Origin of the sequence: Roseivirga sp. UBA1976, assembly GCF_002336325.1 — a bacterium.
In the GTDB taxonomy this organism is placed as follows: Bacteria; Bacteroidota; Bacteroidia; order Cytophagales; family Cyclobacteriaceae; genus Roseivirga; species Roseivirga thermotolerans.
Genome location: NZ_DDDQ01000031.1, coordinates 13722 through 30666, shown reverse-complemented (window position 1 = coordinate 30666; position 16945 = coordinate 13722). Strand labels below are relative to the sequence as shown.

At 43.6% G+C, this 16945-nt stretch carries 12 protein-coding genes; 7 read left to right on the top strand and 5 right to left on the bottom strand.

What is annotated here, in order from left to right; all coding sequences use genetic code 11:
- A partial coding sequence (locus B3763_RS02985) for a SixA phosphatase family protein (RefSeq protein ID WP_286743522.1) occupies positions 1–190 on the bottom strand: 190 nt, incomplete at its 3' end.
- 73 nt (positions 191–263) lie between these two features.
- Here B3763_RS02985 and B3763_RS02980 point away from each other — a divergent pair.
- Complete coding sequence (locus tag B3763_RS02980) at positions 264–455, top strand: cold-shock protein (RefSeq protein ID WP_189628361.1); 192 nt, start codon at positions 264–266, stop codon at positions 453–455.
- A 68-nt stretch (positions 456–523) separates the two neighbouring features.
- Here the strand turns inward: B3763_RS02980 and B3763_RS02975 are convergent, their stop codons facing one another.
- The 3 genes from B3763_RS02975 to rlmD all read right to left on the bottom strand — a co-directional run bounded on the left by B3763_RS02975 (position 524) and on the right by rlmD (position 3824).
- A complete protein-coding gene (locus B3763_RS02975; protein WP_286743518.1) occupies positions 524–1348 on the bottom strand; it encodes a hypothetical protein in 825 nt (274 codons plus the stop codon).
- A 61-nt stretch (positions 1349–1409) separates the two neighbouring features.
- Complete coding sequence (locus B3763_RS02970; RefSeq protein WP_286743516.1) at positions 1410–2363, bottom strand: aldo/keto reductase; 954 nt, start codon at positions 2361–2363, stop codon at positions 1410–1412.
- 54 nt (positions 2364–2417) lie between these two features.
- Entirely contained in the window at positions 2418–3824 is a 1407-nt protein-coding gene (rlmD, locus tag B3763_RS02965) for a 23S rRNA (uracil(1939)-C(5))-methyltransferase RlmD (protein ID WP_286743514.1), read from the bottom strand.
- Between the two features lie 350 nt (positions 3825–4174).
- Between rlmD and B3763_RS02960 the strand changes: the two genes are divergently transcribed.
- The 3 genes from B3763_RS02960 to B3763_RS02950 all read left to right on the top strand — a co-directional run bounded on the left by B3763_RS02960 (position 4175) and on the right by B3763_RS02950 (position 10430).
- Complete coding sequence (locus B3763_RS02960) at positions 4175–7192, top strand: SusC/RagA family TonB-linked outer membrane protein (protein ID WP_189628357.1); 3018 nt, start codon at positions 4175–4177, stop codon at positions 7190–7192.
- A gap of 20 nt (positions 7193–7212) precedes the next feature.
- A complete protein-coding gene (locus B3763_RS02955) occupies positions 7213–8613 on the top strand; it encodes a RagB/SusD family nutrient uptake outer membrane protein (protein WP_286743509.1) in 1401 nt (466 codons plus the stop codon).
- Positions 8614–8840: 227 nt separating this feature from the next.
- The gene (locus tag B3763_RS02950) at positions 8841–10430 is read left to right on the top strand and encodes a SulP family inorganic anion transporter (protein WP_286743506.1); all 1590 of its coding nucleotides are present in this window, start codon (positions 8841–8843) and stop codon (positions 10428–10430) included.
- On the opposite strand, the gene B3763_RS02945 is transcribed toward B3763_RS02950, so the two are convergent.
- Positions 10427–11320 carry a hypothetical protein gene (locus tag B3763_RS02945; RefSeq protein WP_286743503.1) on the bottom strand — a complete coding sequence of 298 codons (894 nt, stop codon included), beginning with the start codon at positions 11318–11320 and terminating at the stop codon, positions 10427–10429. The genes B3763_RS02950 and B3763_RS02945 overlap by 4 nt on opposite strands.
- Before the next feature lie 74 nt (positions 11321–11394).
- Here B3763_RS02945 and B3763_RS02940 point away from each other — a divergent pair, with 74 nt between their 5' ends.
- The 3 genes from B3763_RS02940 to B3763_RS02930 all read left to right on the top strand — a co-directional run bounded on the left by B3763_RS02940 (position 11395) and on the right by B3763_RS02930 (position 16901).
- Positions 11395–12207 (top strand): SDR family oxidoreductase, encoded by an 813-nt coding sequence (locus B3763_RS02940; RefSeq protein ID WP_286743501.1) that lies wholly within the window; start codon positions 11395–11397, stop codon positions 12205–12207.
- Positions 12208–12248: 41 nt separating this feature from the next.
- Positions 12249–12791, top strand: coding sequence for a hypothetical protein (locus B3763_RS02935; protein WP_286743499.1), 543 nt, complete (start codon positions 12249–12251; stop codon positions 12789–12791).
- 102 nt (positions 12792–12893) lie between these two features.
- Complete coding sequence (locus tag B3763_RS02930) at positions 12894–16901, top strand: AAA domain-containing protein (protein WP_286743497.1); 4008 nt, start codon at positions 12894–12896, stop codon at positions 16899–16901.
- Positions 16902–16945: the final 44 nt, after the last annotated feature.

Here is a 16945-nt window from a genome sequence, read left to right as displayed (position 1 = left end):
GAGCCGTGGTTATGGCTCGGTTGGCCGGAGAAGAAATCATTAGCTCCGGCTTCAGTCCCAATTTTTTTATCCGGGTAGCCATGTCCGGAACGTCTTTTTCTCCCCGGTGATTAAGAGGTCGCTCAAAATCAGAGAGTTCCGGAAAGTCCCAGCTCGACTTGGCATGCCGCACAATTAACAGTCTTTTCATACGTAAGTAGTAGAGAGTGTCAAACTAATTGCTAGCTTTGACGCATTATTTAATACTATTATTACAAATTACAATGAAAACAGGTACCGTAAAATTCTTCAACGATGAGAAAGGCTTCGGCTTTATCGTTGATGACGAAAATGGAAAAGATGTCTTCGTTCACGTGTCAGGTACAGTGGATGCCATCGAAAAGAACGACAAAGTTTCTTTTGATACTGAGGAAGGCAGAAGAGGCGTTAATGCCGTGAATGTCAAGAAAATATAGTTAAAAGAATTATAGATTTTTGATTACCAAAGCCCTGATCGGATTCATCCGATCAGGGCTTTTACTTTTTAATTAGAACAGGTGGTGTCTATGAAATTACTATCCCAACATCTAAAGGCATCGTCTCCAAAGCGTGATTCTGATTTTACTTTGCCGGCACGAGTGTTAGCATTGTAGAGAATAAACACCTCATAATCTTCTTCAGTTTTGCTTTCAATAGAAACTTCGTAGAAATGGGTAAAGCCATTTTCAGTAGTGGTTCCGTATTCAATGTAGCTGTCTACCTTATCGGCTTGCTCGTCTACCAGGGTATAGGCCGCTTCTACTTCGTTTCCTTCTTTCTCCCATTCAATGGTCAGAACAGCTCTTGGCTCAGAAGGACTTTTATACAGGGTCCAACTTCCGCCAGTGTTGTCTAGTTCAGATTCTCCGGTAAACCACAGAAAGTTCTCAAACTGCCCTTCTGCTGAAAGGTACATCTCCCACTCAATTTCATCTTCTTCGCGCTCTCCATACAAGGTAGCTTCGTAAGTTTTGTCACCTACTGTTACGGAGTATGACGACTTCCAGCGTTGTTCATCCTGAAGGTATATAAAAGGATGGTTGAAAGACTCCTTGAAGGCGGCCACGGGAACGGCCAGCTGCAGTTTTAAAATACTTTGCCAGAATACCACATTGGCAGCGGCATAAGTAAAGTGTTCTCTGTCTTGATTATCATTTTTAGAAGAATTTTCTCCATTTGAGGGAAAAGCCCCCATTTCAGCCGACATAGATTCGGCCGGAGGCAGCTGTGGTGCTGTTGGGCTGGCATCTTCATTAGCATTGTCGCAGGCCACAAAAACGAGCGTGGCGGCCACTAAAAAGCTGAAATACGTTTTTCTAATAGGTTTCATAATAGAATAGGGTTTGATTTTTCTTCCTAGAAAATCCAAACCCTATGCCATACTGCACCAGTTAGTCATTCCAAAGGCTCTCGGCAGTGTATGGGCCTCCTTCTCTTTCCCAGAACTTACCATCGATATAGCGATAGCCCATATCTAGTTTGTTGATTTCCATTATTTCGTAATCGCTCAAAGGAATGTTGGCCGATTCAAGGTTGGCTTTGAGTCGCTGGGGGTTTACCGACTTAGGGATTACACATGTGCCACGCGCTTCTGCCCATTTAATTAGAATTTGTGCAGGGTGTACTCCATGGTTTTTTGCGATAGCCTGAATACGCGGTAATTTAAACATGTCTGGCTCATCGTTGTTCTTCATGCCTGCGCTTCTATCGCGAGAGCCCAAAGGAGAATAGGCCGTGTAGAGAATGTCATGTTTCTTGCAGAACTCCAGTAGTTCGGTTTGGGCCAACAAGGGGTGTGATTCTACCTGGTTCATTTCTGGCACAATGCGCGCCTCTTTAATAAGCTCCTGAAGTTTAGGGATGTTGAAGTTAGAAACCCCAATGTGGCGGGTAAGCCCAAGGTCTACCAGCTTTTCCATGGCTTTCCAGGTGTCGATTAGAGGAATTTCTTCCAGACTAATGAAATCATCGGCTTTTTCAGGAAAGCCTACCCCTTTTTTTACGGCTACAGGCCAGTGCATAAGATAGAGGTCCAGGTAGTCCAGCTGTAGGTCCTGAAGCGTTTCTCTAATGTTCTCCTCTACATCGTTAGGGTGATGGTAGGTGTTCCATAATTTGGAAGTAACAAATAACTCTTCGCGGGTTACATCACCTTCGGCAAAGGCATCGGCAAAGGCTTGGCCAATTTCTTTTTCGTTTTTATAAATCCAGGCGCAATCAATGTGTCGATAACCAATTTTTATGGCCTCTCTTACTGCGTTATACACTTCTCCCGGTTCAGACTTCCAGGTGCCCAAACCTATAGCGTCTATTTTGTCTCCGTTTCTAAAAGTAAGTTGGTTCATAATCTAGCTTTTGTTTACCCAACCAATTGAGGGCTGGAGCAGTTTCAAAAAAAATCAATTTCGTAATTCCAACAACACCACATTTTCTACGTGATGGGTCTGTGGAAACATGTCTACGGGTTGTACCTGGCTTAGCTTGTATTTAGCATCTAAGAGGCCAATATCACGGGCTTGAGTGGCCGGGTTGCAACTCACATAAACAATCTTTCTGGCTTCAATCTTCAGAAGCATGTCTACCACATCCTGATGCATACCTGCCCGAGGAGGATCTGTTATGATTACATCGGGTTTTTCATGAGCAGCGATAAAGGCATCGTTGAGTATATCTTTCATGTCTCCTGCATAGAAGAGAGTATTATCTATGCCGTTTATCTCAGAATTTATTTTGGCATCTTCAATGGCGGCTTCTACATACTCTATGCCTATTACCTTTTTGGCCTTTTTGGCCACAAAATTAGCAATGGTGCCGGTGCCGGTATAAAGGTCGTATACTACCTCCTGGCCTGTAAGCCCCGCAAAATCTCTGGCTACTTTATAAAGTTCATAGGCTTGCAGAGCATTGGTCTGATAAAAAGATTTGGGGCCTACCTTAAACTGAATACCTTCCATTTCTTCCATAATATAGTCGTGGCCATGATGAACCTCTACCGGCAAATCATGGAAGGTCTCGTTCGGTTTATTATTAATTACATATTGCAGTGAGGTGATTTCCGGAAACTCATTTTTCAAGAAGTCCAAAAGCTGTGCGTTCTTCTCATCTTCACAGGCAAATTGTACGATCACCATCCACTCATTTTTCACTGAATTGCGAATGATGAGGTTTCTTACGTTGCCGGTTTTTTTGACCAGGTCGTAAAACTGAATATCATTTTCTTTGCAGAATTTTTCGGCAGCCAATCGTATTTGGTTAGAAGGCTCTGGCTGGTGGTAGCAGTTTTTAATCTGTAATATTTTATCGAATCGGCCCGGAATGTGGAAGCCCAGAGCCCTACGATCAATTGCTCTATCACTTTCAATTTCATCTTGGGTAAGCCACTTCCAGTTTGTGAAAGTATACTCCAGCTTATTGCGGTAATGCCGGGTTTTAGATGAACCCAATATTGGGTGAATCTCAGGCAGCTCAACTTTGGCAATGCGTTGCAAATTGTCTACTACCTGTTGGTGCTTATACTTAAGCTGAATAGGGTATGGAATATGTTGCCATTTGCAACCACCGCATGTACCAAAGTGTTCACAAAACGGGTCTACCCTATCGGGGCTAAAGGAGTGAAAGTGCACGGGGGTACCCTCCATAAAGTTGGGCTTTTTGCGTGTGATAAGAACGTCAACTACATCGCCAGGAGCCACCTTTTCAATGAAAATTACCTGCTCATCTACTTTAGCAATACACTTGCCTTCCGCGGCAATTCCCTGAACTTCTACCTGCTCAATAATCTTCTTTTTACCCCTGTATTTTGCCATGGCGCAAATGTAATTGATTTGAGCGGACTTCCGTTGCCAGAGCCATTTGAGGCCTTGTTGAGGGGCGAATTATAGACGTTTTATGGGTCATTATTGGTGAAACTGAATTTTTATGTCAATTTATCTTTACAAAATTTGAGGTTAGTAAAATTCTGACGTAGTTTTATTTTGGAAACTAAAATATCAATAAAGGGTCTGGCTAGTTGCGTAATGTTTGGCATTAGTTGCAATATAGCTTTCAAATCAGTGGTCTGTTGTGGTTGAGAGAGGGGTAGGTATTTTTCCAAGGCTATTGACTACCCGCTAAAACAACCGAATAATTTTTTTGTCAACCACTTAATCTATATCAAATGAGAAAAATGCTACTGTCGCTGGCGGCTTTGCTGCTGGCGTGGGGTGCTTTTGCCCAAACACGAACCATTACGGGGCGTGTGCTCGATGACACAGGACAACCTTTGCCGCAGGCAACAGTCCTGATTAAAGGTACCTTAAATGGTACTTCTACAGACCTGGATGGTAGATATACCATCGATGCTGCCAATAATGATGTGATTATCTTCAGATTCGTAGGTTTTGTTACCAAAGAGGAGAGAGTTGGAAACCGTACGGTCATTAATGTGCAGATGGAACTTGCTGAGTCAGATGCCGGTGAGGTAATTATTGTAGGGTACGGTACTCAAAAGATGGAGGCAATAGCCGGATCGGTAGGAACGCTGGACTCCAAAAAGCTGGAGCAAATTCCTATGACCTCTTTTGAGCAATCGCTCCAGGGAAATGTGGCCGGTCTTCAGGCTACGGGTATTGACGGTTCTCCAGGAGCCAACCAGCAAATACGTATTCGTGGTATTGGCTCCATTAGTGCCTCCAGTGAACCTCTTTATGTAGTAGATGGTATTCCGGTACAGTCCGGAGACATTACCCAACTCAATAGTAACGGAGGTAGAAGTGGTAACGTAATGGCCTCTTTCAACCCCAACGACATTGAGTCGGTAACGGTATTGAAAGATGCGGCCTCTACAGCCATTTATGGTTCAAGAGGTGCCAATGGTGTAATACTCATTACCACAAAATCGGGTAAGACAGGAGAGGCCCGAATAGACCTGAACACTCTGGTAGGTTTTAACAGCGTGGCTTCGAGCAAATTGTTGCAGCCGCTGAATGCCGAGCAGTATACCCAGTTGTTTATTGAAGGCTATACCAACAGAGGCGTATCGCTGGCCGATGCACAGCAAAACCTTACCAACAGGTTTCAGCAGTTAACTGATCCTGTTACGGGAAGGCCTACCGATACCAACTGGTTGGATGCCATTACCCGCACAGGAGTTACTCAGAGTTATAACATGAGTGCCAGGGGAGGAACGGACAAGCTGAAATACTTCTTCTCAGGAGGATACTTCGACCAGGAGAGCCATATTATTGGTAGTGACTTTGAACGTATTTCAGGTCGTGTAAACCTCGATTTTAAAGCCTCAGATAACATTAGCTTTACCAATAACCTGAGTGTAGGTAGCTTCGACCAAAATGGTTTTGTTGACGGTTCTGCCTGGGCGAATCCGCTTTACAATGCCTATCTGCTTTCTCCGCTCATTCCTATAAGAGATGCACAAGGCAGGTTCAATGCCGACCATAAAAACTATTTCCCAATGGGAGGTAACAACCCTGTGGGTGCCTTAAGTGGTGATGATTCCCGACTGACGGAACAAATGAGAGTTACGGATAACTTCTCTGTAAATGTGAAGTTTGCCAACGACTTTTTGTTCCGTTCGCAATGGAACTTCGATGTAATCCAGATCAATGAGTCGCAGTATAAGAACAGACGCTATGGAGATGGTAGAAACTCCGGAGGATATGCCCAGGTGTCTACCTTACAAGACAGAAACTGGGTGGGTACGCAAACTTTGCAGTACACTAAAACCTTTGGTTCAGACCACAATTTCGATGCACTTTTAGGCTACGAGGCTCAAAAGTCTATTCGTAAAACCACCTATGGCTATGGCCAGGAGTTTCCGAACGATAAGTTAAGAACCCTTGCCAGCGCAGCTGCGGCCTACAGTGCCTCTTCTACCATTACAGAATACACCTTTGCTTCAATGTTCTCTCGTTTCAATTATGATTTTAGAGAGAAGTACTTTGCCACAGCAAGTATTCGAAGAGACGGTTCGTCACGATTTGGAGCCGATAACCGCTGGGGTACTTTCTATTCCATAGGTTTGGCCTGGGCCCTTACAGAAGAGAGCTTCTTGCAAAACTCCGGAATTATTAACTACATGAAGCTGAGAACCTCTTATGGGGTAACAGGTAATGCCGGAATTGGTAACTTCCCTTCTGTAGGACTCTACGGATATGGCAGAGATTATGATGGCCAACCGGGTGGTGAGCCCACTCAAATTGCCAATCCGGCTTTGACATGGGAGAGCCAAACCAACTTTAACATTGGTCTTGACTTTAACCTAATGGATAAACTCGATGGTACCGTAGAGTACTTCTCCAGAGTATCTGAAGATTTGATTCTGAGTGTGCCAATTTCAATGACTACAGGTTTCTCAAGCCTTACTCAAAACTTTGGGGAAATGAAAAACTCAGGTTGGGAGTTCTCATTGAACTATGCAGCCTACACCAGCTCTGATCTTTCGGTTAATGTCGGGTTTAACATTACCAAGCTTAAAAACCGACTCACTAAACTTAATGAGCCGTATACCGATGGCACTAAGCGAAGAGAAGAAGGTAGAGATTATCAGGCGTACTACTTGTTCGGATGGGCAGGAGTAGACCAAAGCAATGGTGACCCACTATTCTATACCGATGAAACAGAGTCTGAAGTAACTAATGATATCAATCAGGCGCAGAGATACTTCCAGGATAAAAGTGCTACTCCTGATTTCTTCGGAGGCTTTAACATAGAGGTTGCTTACAAGAAGTTTACCTTGAACACTCAGTTCAATTACTCTTACGGAAACTACATATACGATGCTAACGGAAGGTTTATTCATGGAGACGGCCGATTGACCCCAAGAAGTACCACCGTTTGGGCATTCGAAAACAGATGGGTTCCGGGCAAAACCGATGCTAAGCTGCCTCAGCACGTATGGGGAGATACCAAAGGAGGGCAAGCAGCCAACAGCACAAGATATCTCCACGATGCATCGTACATCAGACTGCGTAACGTAACCCTTGCTTACGATCTTTCCAGCGTAGCCACAATGATGAAGATCCGTTCATTGAGAGCTTATGTTAGAGGTACCAACCTACTAACCATTACCAGAGAAAAAGACTTGTTCCTTGACCCTGAGCAGGCTATCAATGGTGTGGCGGGTGGTCTTACCCCGGCCATCAAAACTGTATCGATTGGTGTAGATTTCGGATTTTAAGAGAGAAAAAAGAAGAACAAATGAAACTTATATATAAAATAAATATTGCAGCATTTTTACTACTGGCTGTAGCAGCTTGTTCTGACGAATTTTTGGAATTGACTCCACATCAGTCCGTTTCCAACGAACAAGCATTGACCACAATAGATGACTACAATTCTTCCATTACGGCAGTATACAACGGTTTGTCTTCTGCCAACTATTATGGACGATACTTCTTACTAGTTCCAGATGTAATGTCTGACGATGTAAAGCAGCACCCTTCGGCCAACAGAGCCAAAGATTATGCAGAGTACATTGCCACAGTAGGCGATGGTATTGCACTGGGTATGTGGCAAGAGATGTGGCAAAACATCAATGCCCTGAACGCCATTATCAATGCAGATGTAGAACTGCCTGCGGCAGTTGAGGCCGACAGAAACCATATTGTTGGTGAAGCCTACGCTCTCAGAGGGTTGGTGTACTTCGATATGGTGCGCATGTTTGCTCAGCATTATACTTATACCAGCGATGCCTCGCATTTGGGTGTGCCGTTGGTGTTAGAGTTCGATCAGTTCAATGAGCCATCCAGAAATACGGTAGAGGAGGTGTATAACCAGATTATTGCCGATATGAATCAGGGTATTTCCATGTTGAGCAACAACCCTAGAACCGGTAGAACTTCAACGCTTAACAATACAGCTGCCAAGGCTTTGCTAGCCAGAGTGTATCTGTATAAAGAAGACTGGGCCAATGCCGAGGCTTTGGCTACAGAAGTGATTAACAGTGGAGAGTATACCTTGGTTTCTAACGGAAACTACCTGAGCTCATGGTCTTCTGATTACTCGTCAGAATCGATTTTTGAGATTGCAATGACCGAAAATGACAATAGAGGCTCTGATGCCCTCGGTAGAATGTACATTGTAGAAGGTTATGGAGACTACCTTCCTTCTAACGATGTGGTTTCTCTTTATTCTAATGATGATGTGAGAAGAGGATGGTTTAAGGAAGATAATTTCCTGACCGGAGACTATGCTCCTTATCGAGTGAATAAATACCCGAGCATTAACGGTACAGACAATACCAAAGTAATCCGCTTGTCAGAAGTTTACCTTATTCGTGCAGAAGCTAAGGCCAATCAGGGCGATAATACTGCCCAGGCCGATGTGAATGCCATACGCCAGCGTGCCGATGCAACGGCCCCTCCTGTAACTGCAGTGGGACCTGCGCTTGTGGATGAGGTGCTTCTGGAGAGAAGAAAGGAATTGGCCTTTGAAGGACAAAGACTTTGGGACTTGATGAGATATAAGCAAGATGTAGTTCGAAACCAGTGTACATCTTCTATCTGTACTATCAATTACCCGAACAACAGATTCATTCTGCCTATTCCGGAAGCTGAGTTGGATGCGAATCCAAACATGCAGCCAAACCCCGGATACTAAAAGGTAAATACTGGGTTCCTCAGGTTGAAGAGCTAAGCCCGACAACCTAGGGAGCCCAACTCCTTAATAGCCGTTCCGAAGGTTCATTCTTTCTCTTCCATTAACTATGAGAGAGTTAGAAAGCTTCGGAACGGTTTCTTTTTGCCCAATCGTTTTCATAAAGTCTTTTTACTCAGTCGGGTAATTTTCATGAGAAGCCCTACCTTTGCAGGCTCAAATTCGAAGGCATGACATTCAGAGAGGCTTTTTCCATTATTGATAAGAATAGAGTAAGTACCAAAAGCGATATTTTTTCAGGCTTAACAGTGGCTTTGGCTTTGGTGCCAGAGGCAGTTGCCTTTGCTTTTGTGGCAGGCATTTCTCCAATCATTGGTCTATACGGAGCCTTTATGATGGGGCTTATTACCTCCATTTTCGGGGGGAGGCCGGGTATGATTTCCGGTGCTACGGGAGCATTGGCTGTGGTAATGGTTCATTTGGTGGCCGAAGGTGAAGCCATGGGAGAAGGGCAAGGATTGCAGTTTCTCTTTGCTACGCTCATTCTTACGGGAATTATCCAGATGTCTGCCGGTTTTCTGAAGCTGGGAAAGTTCATCAGAATGGTGCCTCATCCGGTTATGATGGGCTTTGTGAATGGTCTGGCCATTGTGATCTTCATGTCGCAATTGGGCATGTTCAAATCGGGGGGCGAATGGCTGACAGGCAGTTCTCTCTTCATTATGCTAGGCCTGGTACTGCTCACCATGGCTATAATGGTTTTCTTGCCGCGTATTAATAAAGGGATTCCAGCCGCTTTGGTTGCTATTTTAGTGGTTTCGGCCATTGTAATATTTGGTGGAGTGGAAACAGCTACTGTAAAAAGCTTTATTCAGGATGGTGGTGGAGACGGCATCAAAGCCGGTCTGCCAACTTTCAATGTACCTGTTATTCCTCTCAATTGGGAGACCATCCGGTTTATATTTCCATACGCACTGATTTTAGCTGCTATAGGTTTGATTGAATCCTTGATGACCCTTAACCTGCTCGATGAACTGACAGAAACTAGAGGTAGTGGTAACCGCGAATGTGTGGCGCAAGGACTGGCCAACCTGACTAACGGATTCTTCGGAGGTATGGGGGGCTGCGCCATGATCGGTCAAAGTATTATCAATGTGAAATCTGGTGGACGTGGCAGGCTTTCAGGTGTAGTCGCAGCGGTGGCTCTACTAGTCTTCATTCTTTTCGGGTCGGAATATATCGAGATGATTCCCATCGCGGCCTTGGTGGGAGTAATGTTTATGGTGGTAATTGGCACCTTCGCCTGGAGTACCTTCAAGATTGTGAATAAAGTACCGAAATCAGATGTGATTGTGATCGTTTTGGTAACAGGTCTGACCGTAATTTTTGACTTGGCCATAGCCGTATTTGCCGGAGTAATTGTTTCGGCTTTGGTATTTGCCTGGGAGAATGCGCTGAGAATTCGTGCCAGAAAATCTATCGATGAGCATGGTATTAAGCACTATGAAATCTATGGCCCGCTTTTCTTCGGTTCAGTAAGCCTCTTTAATTCGAAGTTTGATGTAAAGGAAGACCCTCAAGAAGTGATCATCGATTTCAAAGAGTCCAGAATTATGGATCAATCGGCTATTGAAGCCATCAACAAACTGGCAGAGAAGTATCAGAAAGAAGGAAAGAATATCCACTTGAGACATTTAAGCAAGGACTGCATCCGCATGATTAAAAGGGCGGAGAAGATCTGCGATGTCAATGTCCTGGAAGACCCGGATTATTTTGTGGCTATCGATAACTTCAATAAGTATAAGGCTGTGGAGGGTTAGTATTCGTTTTTATTGTATCTCCAGAGCCTGATGGAATTTCCTAGTGTGAATTGAATCAAATCAATACCTCTGAAGTACTGGTAGCCGAGTTCGATCTCGAATCTTTTAAAGATGCGATAATTTAGAGCTGTATTGAATTGAAGGTTTTTACCCCAAAAGGTTACAGACGATTCAAATGGCAGGTAATTATAATTACCTAAAGGGACTTCTTTTTTAATGCCAACTAAGACACCAAAGGTCTTTTTAGAGTCAAGTTCAAAGTGGTTTCTGCCTACACCAATATTTGCTTCAAAATATCTCAGCCGGGGTTGAAAAGAAAGCATGTAGCTCTCGTATCCACTGTTATCTTCAAAAGTAAGATTTTGATAAGCTATTGACGTTCCGATACTGACGTTAGGATAGGAATAAATCAGTCTCGGGAACCGAATCTTTGCATCAGTAAGCTTGGTCTCAGTATTGAAAAAATAGGAAGCTGATGATTCAAAGGTGAATGATCCGAAGTAGTCTGATACATACTTAAGCTTGCCCCCGATCAGCTTGTAATTTATTTCTACTCCCGCATATATGTGAATTCTATTTTGTCCTAAATCATCTTCGCTTGACCACGGTTTAAGTCCTACCTCCAGGAATTCGAGGTTCTGTAATGTAATAGTCCTTTCAACAAAACCAAGATAACGAAATAGCAATTGATCCCCATTGTCGGCTTTTATATAGAAATAGCCTTCCAAGTTGGACTTAGTGGTATCTTTTGTGTCTAGGTTTATAATGGTAACATAGGGCAAATAGAGGCTGTCCATTAAATCAAAAACTCTTCCATTAATATTTCCCTGACCCATCGCCTCCTGAGCAAGAAGAATAAAAATGAAGCAAGGCAGGATTTTCAATCGCATATTAGAATAACAACTTTAACCGAGATGGCCCGAGTCTAAAGATTGACAATATCTTTGTAAATCAACTACAAACCATGAAAGACAAAGTAGTCATTATCACAGGGGGATCATCGGGAATTGGAAAGGCCCTGGCTATGGCATTCGCCAAAATGGGCAGCAAGGTGGTCATCACCGGGCGCAATGAAGTCAGGCTCAATGAGGTGGCCGAAGAGCTAGATCAGCTCAAGGCGCCTAACCTTTGCCTGAAGCTGGATGTGGCCAGCGAGGAGGACAATAAATTCCTTATTGATGAGACCGTGAAGATATTCGGAAGTCTGGATATCCTCATCAACAATGCCGGCATTAGCATGCGTGCTTTGTTAGAGGAAATTGAGCTCGATGTCTTCAAAAAGGTGATGGACATTAACTTCTATGGAACGCTTTATGCCACCAAGTATGCACTGCCTCATATTCTTAAATCTAAAGGTTCGATAGTGGGTATTTCGTCCATCAATGGCTACCGTGGTACTCCGGCCAGAACGGCTTATACGGCTTCTAAATATGCGATGAACGGCTTCTTTGAATCGTTGCGTACAGAAGTGATGCATAGAGGCGTTCATGTTTTGGTGGCCTGCCCGGGCTTTACCGGAACCAATATCCGTAATGCTGCGCTCACGGCAGACGGCACTTCTCAAGGAGAGTCTCCTCGCGATGAAGGCAAAATGATGACAGCAGAAGAAGTGGCTGATGGTATTATCAAAGCCATCAAAAAGCGCAAGAGAGACATTGTCTTCACCACTCAAGGTAAACTGGCTGTTTTCCTTAATAAATGGATGCCCGGCAGAATGGATAAGATCGTTTTCAATGTCTTTGCGAAGGAACCGGACTCGCCCTTTGGGCGAGAGTAAACAGTTGAACAGAGAATCAGTGAACGGTCAATTAGAAATCAGTGCTAGAGGGAAGGAATAGAAACTTTTGGGATAAGATAAATGGGGTCAAGTATCTAGAAATCCCAGTTGATCTTTCAGTAGATTCTAAACCTGAAGAGATAAGACTATATAATTCAAAGAAGTACATACTTAATGGAGTAAAGGTCATAGGTGCAATTTATTTATTTGCCGTGGTTTTCTTTTTGGCGAAATTTATTCTGGGGCATAATGTGGTTTTAATTGATTTGGTCTGGCTAGGGCTAATTATGCTGGGTATTTGCGGACTCATTGCACTTCCCTTACTGGACAAAAGGCCTAAGGTCATTATCAATCATATGGGTATTGAATCGAAGAATACTTATATATCTTTCAAATATGTTGTCAATATGTATATCGAAGAGGTGCCTACTAATTATGGCAAAGACTATAGGTTAACAGCCATTGATAAGTATGGAGAAAAGAGGCAGGTGCTTTTAACTGGAGTTGGGCCAGATGTTCGTAAGACAGCTCAGATTATAGGGGGATATTATTCCTATTATTTAAATAGTAAAAAAGTAGGATAGATCAACCTCTTTCTATTTTCCGATTAACTGATCACTGTTATACTGATAACTAATCACTTTTCTCTATTTTCGGATAAGTCTGTAACTCCATTAACAGCACCAATGAAGGACATCCTCCAATCATACCTCAAACGGCTCACTAACCTTTCAGGTAACAACAGGTCGTTGCTTTTGCTAAAGCTGAATGTAGAGCAGTTTATCGACCTGCATGATCTGGATCATGTGAATGGAGCGCCTTCCTGGCAAATTATGGAGCACTTAATTACCAGAAAAAGTCAGGTAAAACTGGTGCCTCAGTCGGACGCCAGGGATGAGCTTTCCAATAAAATCGCAGCTCGACTTAAGAAGCTTAATCGCAGGGAAAAGTTTTTGTTTGAGGAATCCGGTGCCAGAGACATGTATGTAGGCTGGCCTTTTGTGGAAGGCAAGTTCAATGATGGTACCATCCTTCGTGCTCCGCTTTGCTTCTTTCCGGTAGAGCTTCAACTTGAAAAGGACCATTGGGCATTGAGCCTAAAGAAAGATGTAAACATCAGTTTCAACAAAAGCTTACTGTTGGCTTTTAGCCATTACAATCAAATTGAGGTTAAAGAAGAATTGGTGGAACATAGTTTCGATGATTACGACCGTCATGCCACCACCTTCAAAAACCAGCTATACGAGCAGATTTCAGCCAGCAGTATAGATATTCCTTTTAGCCGGGAGTTTTATGCAGAGCAGTTAGAACCATTCCCCAATAAAGTCAAAGATCAATTAGAGCAAACTTACGATGTAGGTGAGTTAAGTCTAAAAATGCAGGCTGTTCTTGGACTATTTCCTCAGGCCGATTCGTACTTGGTTCCCGATTATGATTTTCTTTTGGAAACCAATCCTTATGAGTCGTTAGAGCAATTCTTCGAAGATCGTGTTCTCAGAGCAGAGACACCCGATTCTGCCAATTTTGACCCCGAAACTTTCTTTCTAAGTTCAGTAAAAGAAGACGAGACTTACACTCCCTTTCCGCTCGATGCTCATCAGGAAAATGCCCTAAAGGCTGTTAAGAAAGGTGGCTCCATAGTGGTTCAGGGCCCTCCCGGCACTGGCAAGTCACAACTCATTTGTAACCTGGTGTCTGATTTTATAGCCCGGGGCAAAAAAGTGCTTGTAGTCAGCCAAAAGAGAGCCGCTCTGGATGTAGTATATCACCGGCTTAAAGAACACGAAATTCATGAATTTGCAGCCCTTGTTCATGATTTTAAAGCCGACAGAAAAGAGATTTACGATAAAATTGCTCGCCAAATCGATCGGCTTCAAGAATACAAAAGGAGTAACAACAATCTGGATGCCCTTCAACTCGACCGGCAGTTTAGGCAGGCCAGCCTTACCATTGAGGAGAATGTAGAGCAACTGGAGGAATACAAGGCGGCTTTGTTCGATAATTCGGAATGTGGACTCTCGGTAAAGGAACTATACCTCACTTCGAGTCCGGAAGCTGCTCACATATCCATGGTACAGGAGTATTCCGATTTTCACTTTAAGAAGCTCGATAAGTTTTTAAAGAAACTGGAGCTTTATTTTGACTATGCCAATGAATTGGACAGTGATGAGCACCCCTGGTCCGATCGGGTAAGTTTTGCCGGTTTCAGGGCGAGCGATTTGCAGGAAATTTTGAGCTGCTTGGATGAAATCCCTAAAGAGGCGCGAGCTATTGCCAGGCAGGTCTCTGAAATTATAGGAGAAGAAGTAGACTACGATGCCTGCCGAACCATTAGTGAAAACCTTGAGCGCCTTAGAGAGATAAACGCCTACTTAAAAAACGAGGAAATTTACAGGCTTTTCAGGCCAATGACGGCTTTCCCAAACGCTCAGACAGAATTGCTGTGGTTAAAAAATACCCGTAACCTTCTGAATAAATGTTTTGAGGGAAATGGCGTAGAGCAAACCATTCCGGCCAATGAAATAGGAGAGGTACAGCAAATACTTAAGCAGAGATCCGATGCCAAAAATTCGGCTTGGAAATCGTTTAAATGGCGTTTCTCAAAAGAAAAACTGCGATTGGCCAGAATACTGGTAGCCAATGGTTTGCGAGATGATAAGGCCGCCCTTAGAATACTCACAGAGCGAATCGATAATCGCCTCAATCTGCAACATCAGCTTACCAAGCTTCGCAGCGTGGGCTGGATAAATTCTGTACCCAAGACCTTGTCTCAGGAAGAAATAAATCAATGGATCGACCATTTGGAGATGGCCGTAAACGGTAAACTGCGATTCAATTCATTTGCCAATTTCAACGAGTATTTTAAGCTCAATAAGCTTTCTGCTAAAGAGTTCCGGTCTAAAATTAAAGAGCTAAGAAAGGCTCTTGAGCCACTGCCTGCTAGGCGCAGCCGGTGGAACAAGTACATTGAGCCGCCTCAAATCGACAGACTTCTCGTTGATGAGGATTTTTTGAAGGCTTTGCGAAAAAGTGTGAAACGAGATTTTGAGACTCTCTGTGAGTTAGATAAACTGAGGGAGTCCTTCTCAGATAAAGAGTTGGCCATTGTAGATCGGTTGGCTGATTTGCACCTTGCCCACAAAAAAGAAGTACTGCAAGTGTTTGATAACAGCTTGCGACTGGCATGGATAGACCATATTGAGAGTAAAAACCCCATTCTAAGAGCTGTATCCACTTTAAAGTTCGACCGACTTATTTCTGAACTCCGGGAGGCTGTGGAACAAAAGGCTGAAGCCAGCAATCAGATATTACTACAAAAGGCGCGTGAAAGAACTTATGAGGGTATTGAATTCAATCGCTTGAATAACATGGTCACTTATCGCGAGTTGCTCCATCAGGTGACCAAAAAGCGAAAGATATGGCCTGTTCGCAGAGTTATTAATCACTTTTATCAAGAGTTGTTCAACCTGGTGCCCTGCTGGCTTGCTTCTCCGGAATCTGTTTCGGCTATTTTTCCCATGGAGTCAGTGTTCGATCTGGTGATTTTTGATGAGGCCAGCCAATGCTTTGCGGAGAAAGGTTTGCCGGCCATTTACAGAGGTAAGCAAGTGGTGGTGGCTGGTGACGATCAGCAATTGAAACCCAACGATTTGTACAGAGTGCGCTGGGAAGACGATTCGGAAGAGGTGGCTCTGGAGGTAGAATCGCTTTTAGAGCTTAGCCGTAATTTCCTTATGCAGGTGCATCTGAGAGGTCATTACAGAAGCCAGTCTCAAGAGCTAATTCAATTCTCTAATGAGCATTTCTACCAAAATAAACTCACTATGCTTCCTCATTTTGATGTGGCCAATGGAACTGAACCTGCCATAGAATATATCAAGGTGAAAGGCCGGTGGGAAAAACAAAGTAATCTTGAGGAAGCCCGCGAAGTGGTAGAAGTGGTAAAGTCTTTTCTGAGAAAGAAGACAGAGTACAGTTTGGGGGTGGTTACATTCAATGCGGTTCAGCAAGGACTGATAATAGACTTACTGGAAGAAGAAGGGTTAATGGATAAAGGATCCCTGTTTGTGAAAAATATAGAGAATGTTCAGGGCGATGAACGCGATGTGATCATTTTCAGTACGGGTTACGCACCAGACGCGAATGGCAAGATGAATGTACAGTTTGGTAGCCTCAATCAGGTGGGAGGAGAAAACAGATTGAACGTGGCCATTACCCGGGCCAGACAAAAGGTGGTGATCGTTACTTCTATTTTGCCTTCGCAGCTCAAGGTAGAAGATACCAGGAATGAAGGCCCCAAAATGTTAAAGGCCTATTTAAAATATGCCAAGCAGGTCTCTGACAAAGAAATGGATATTACACTTACTATAGATAAGGGGTTTGAACAAGAGTGGTATTTAAAGAATAAGCTTATAGCACTGGAAGGGGAGTTGCCCGTAAAAATGAAGTCCGATTCTGTTTATGCAGATATTGCCTTGATGCGTAGGAATAAGTATCTGGGCCTGATCTTTACGGACGATAATTCATTCTACGTGAGTACCTCAGTGAAAGAAAGTTTTGTTTACAGACCGGCACTGCTTAGTGCTAAAGCCTGGCCCTATCGCCTAATGCACTCTCGCGACTATTGGCAAAATGGCACCAATGTAAAAGATAAAATCAGCCGATTTATTGAGTTGGTAGATAGTGTGAGGTAAGCACACATCTTGCTGCACGGTATAAGGTTTAGGGGGCTGTAGAC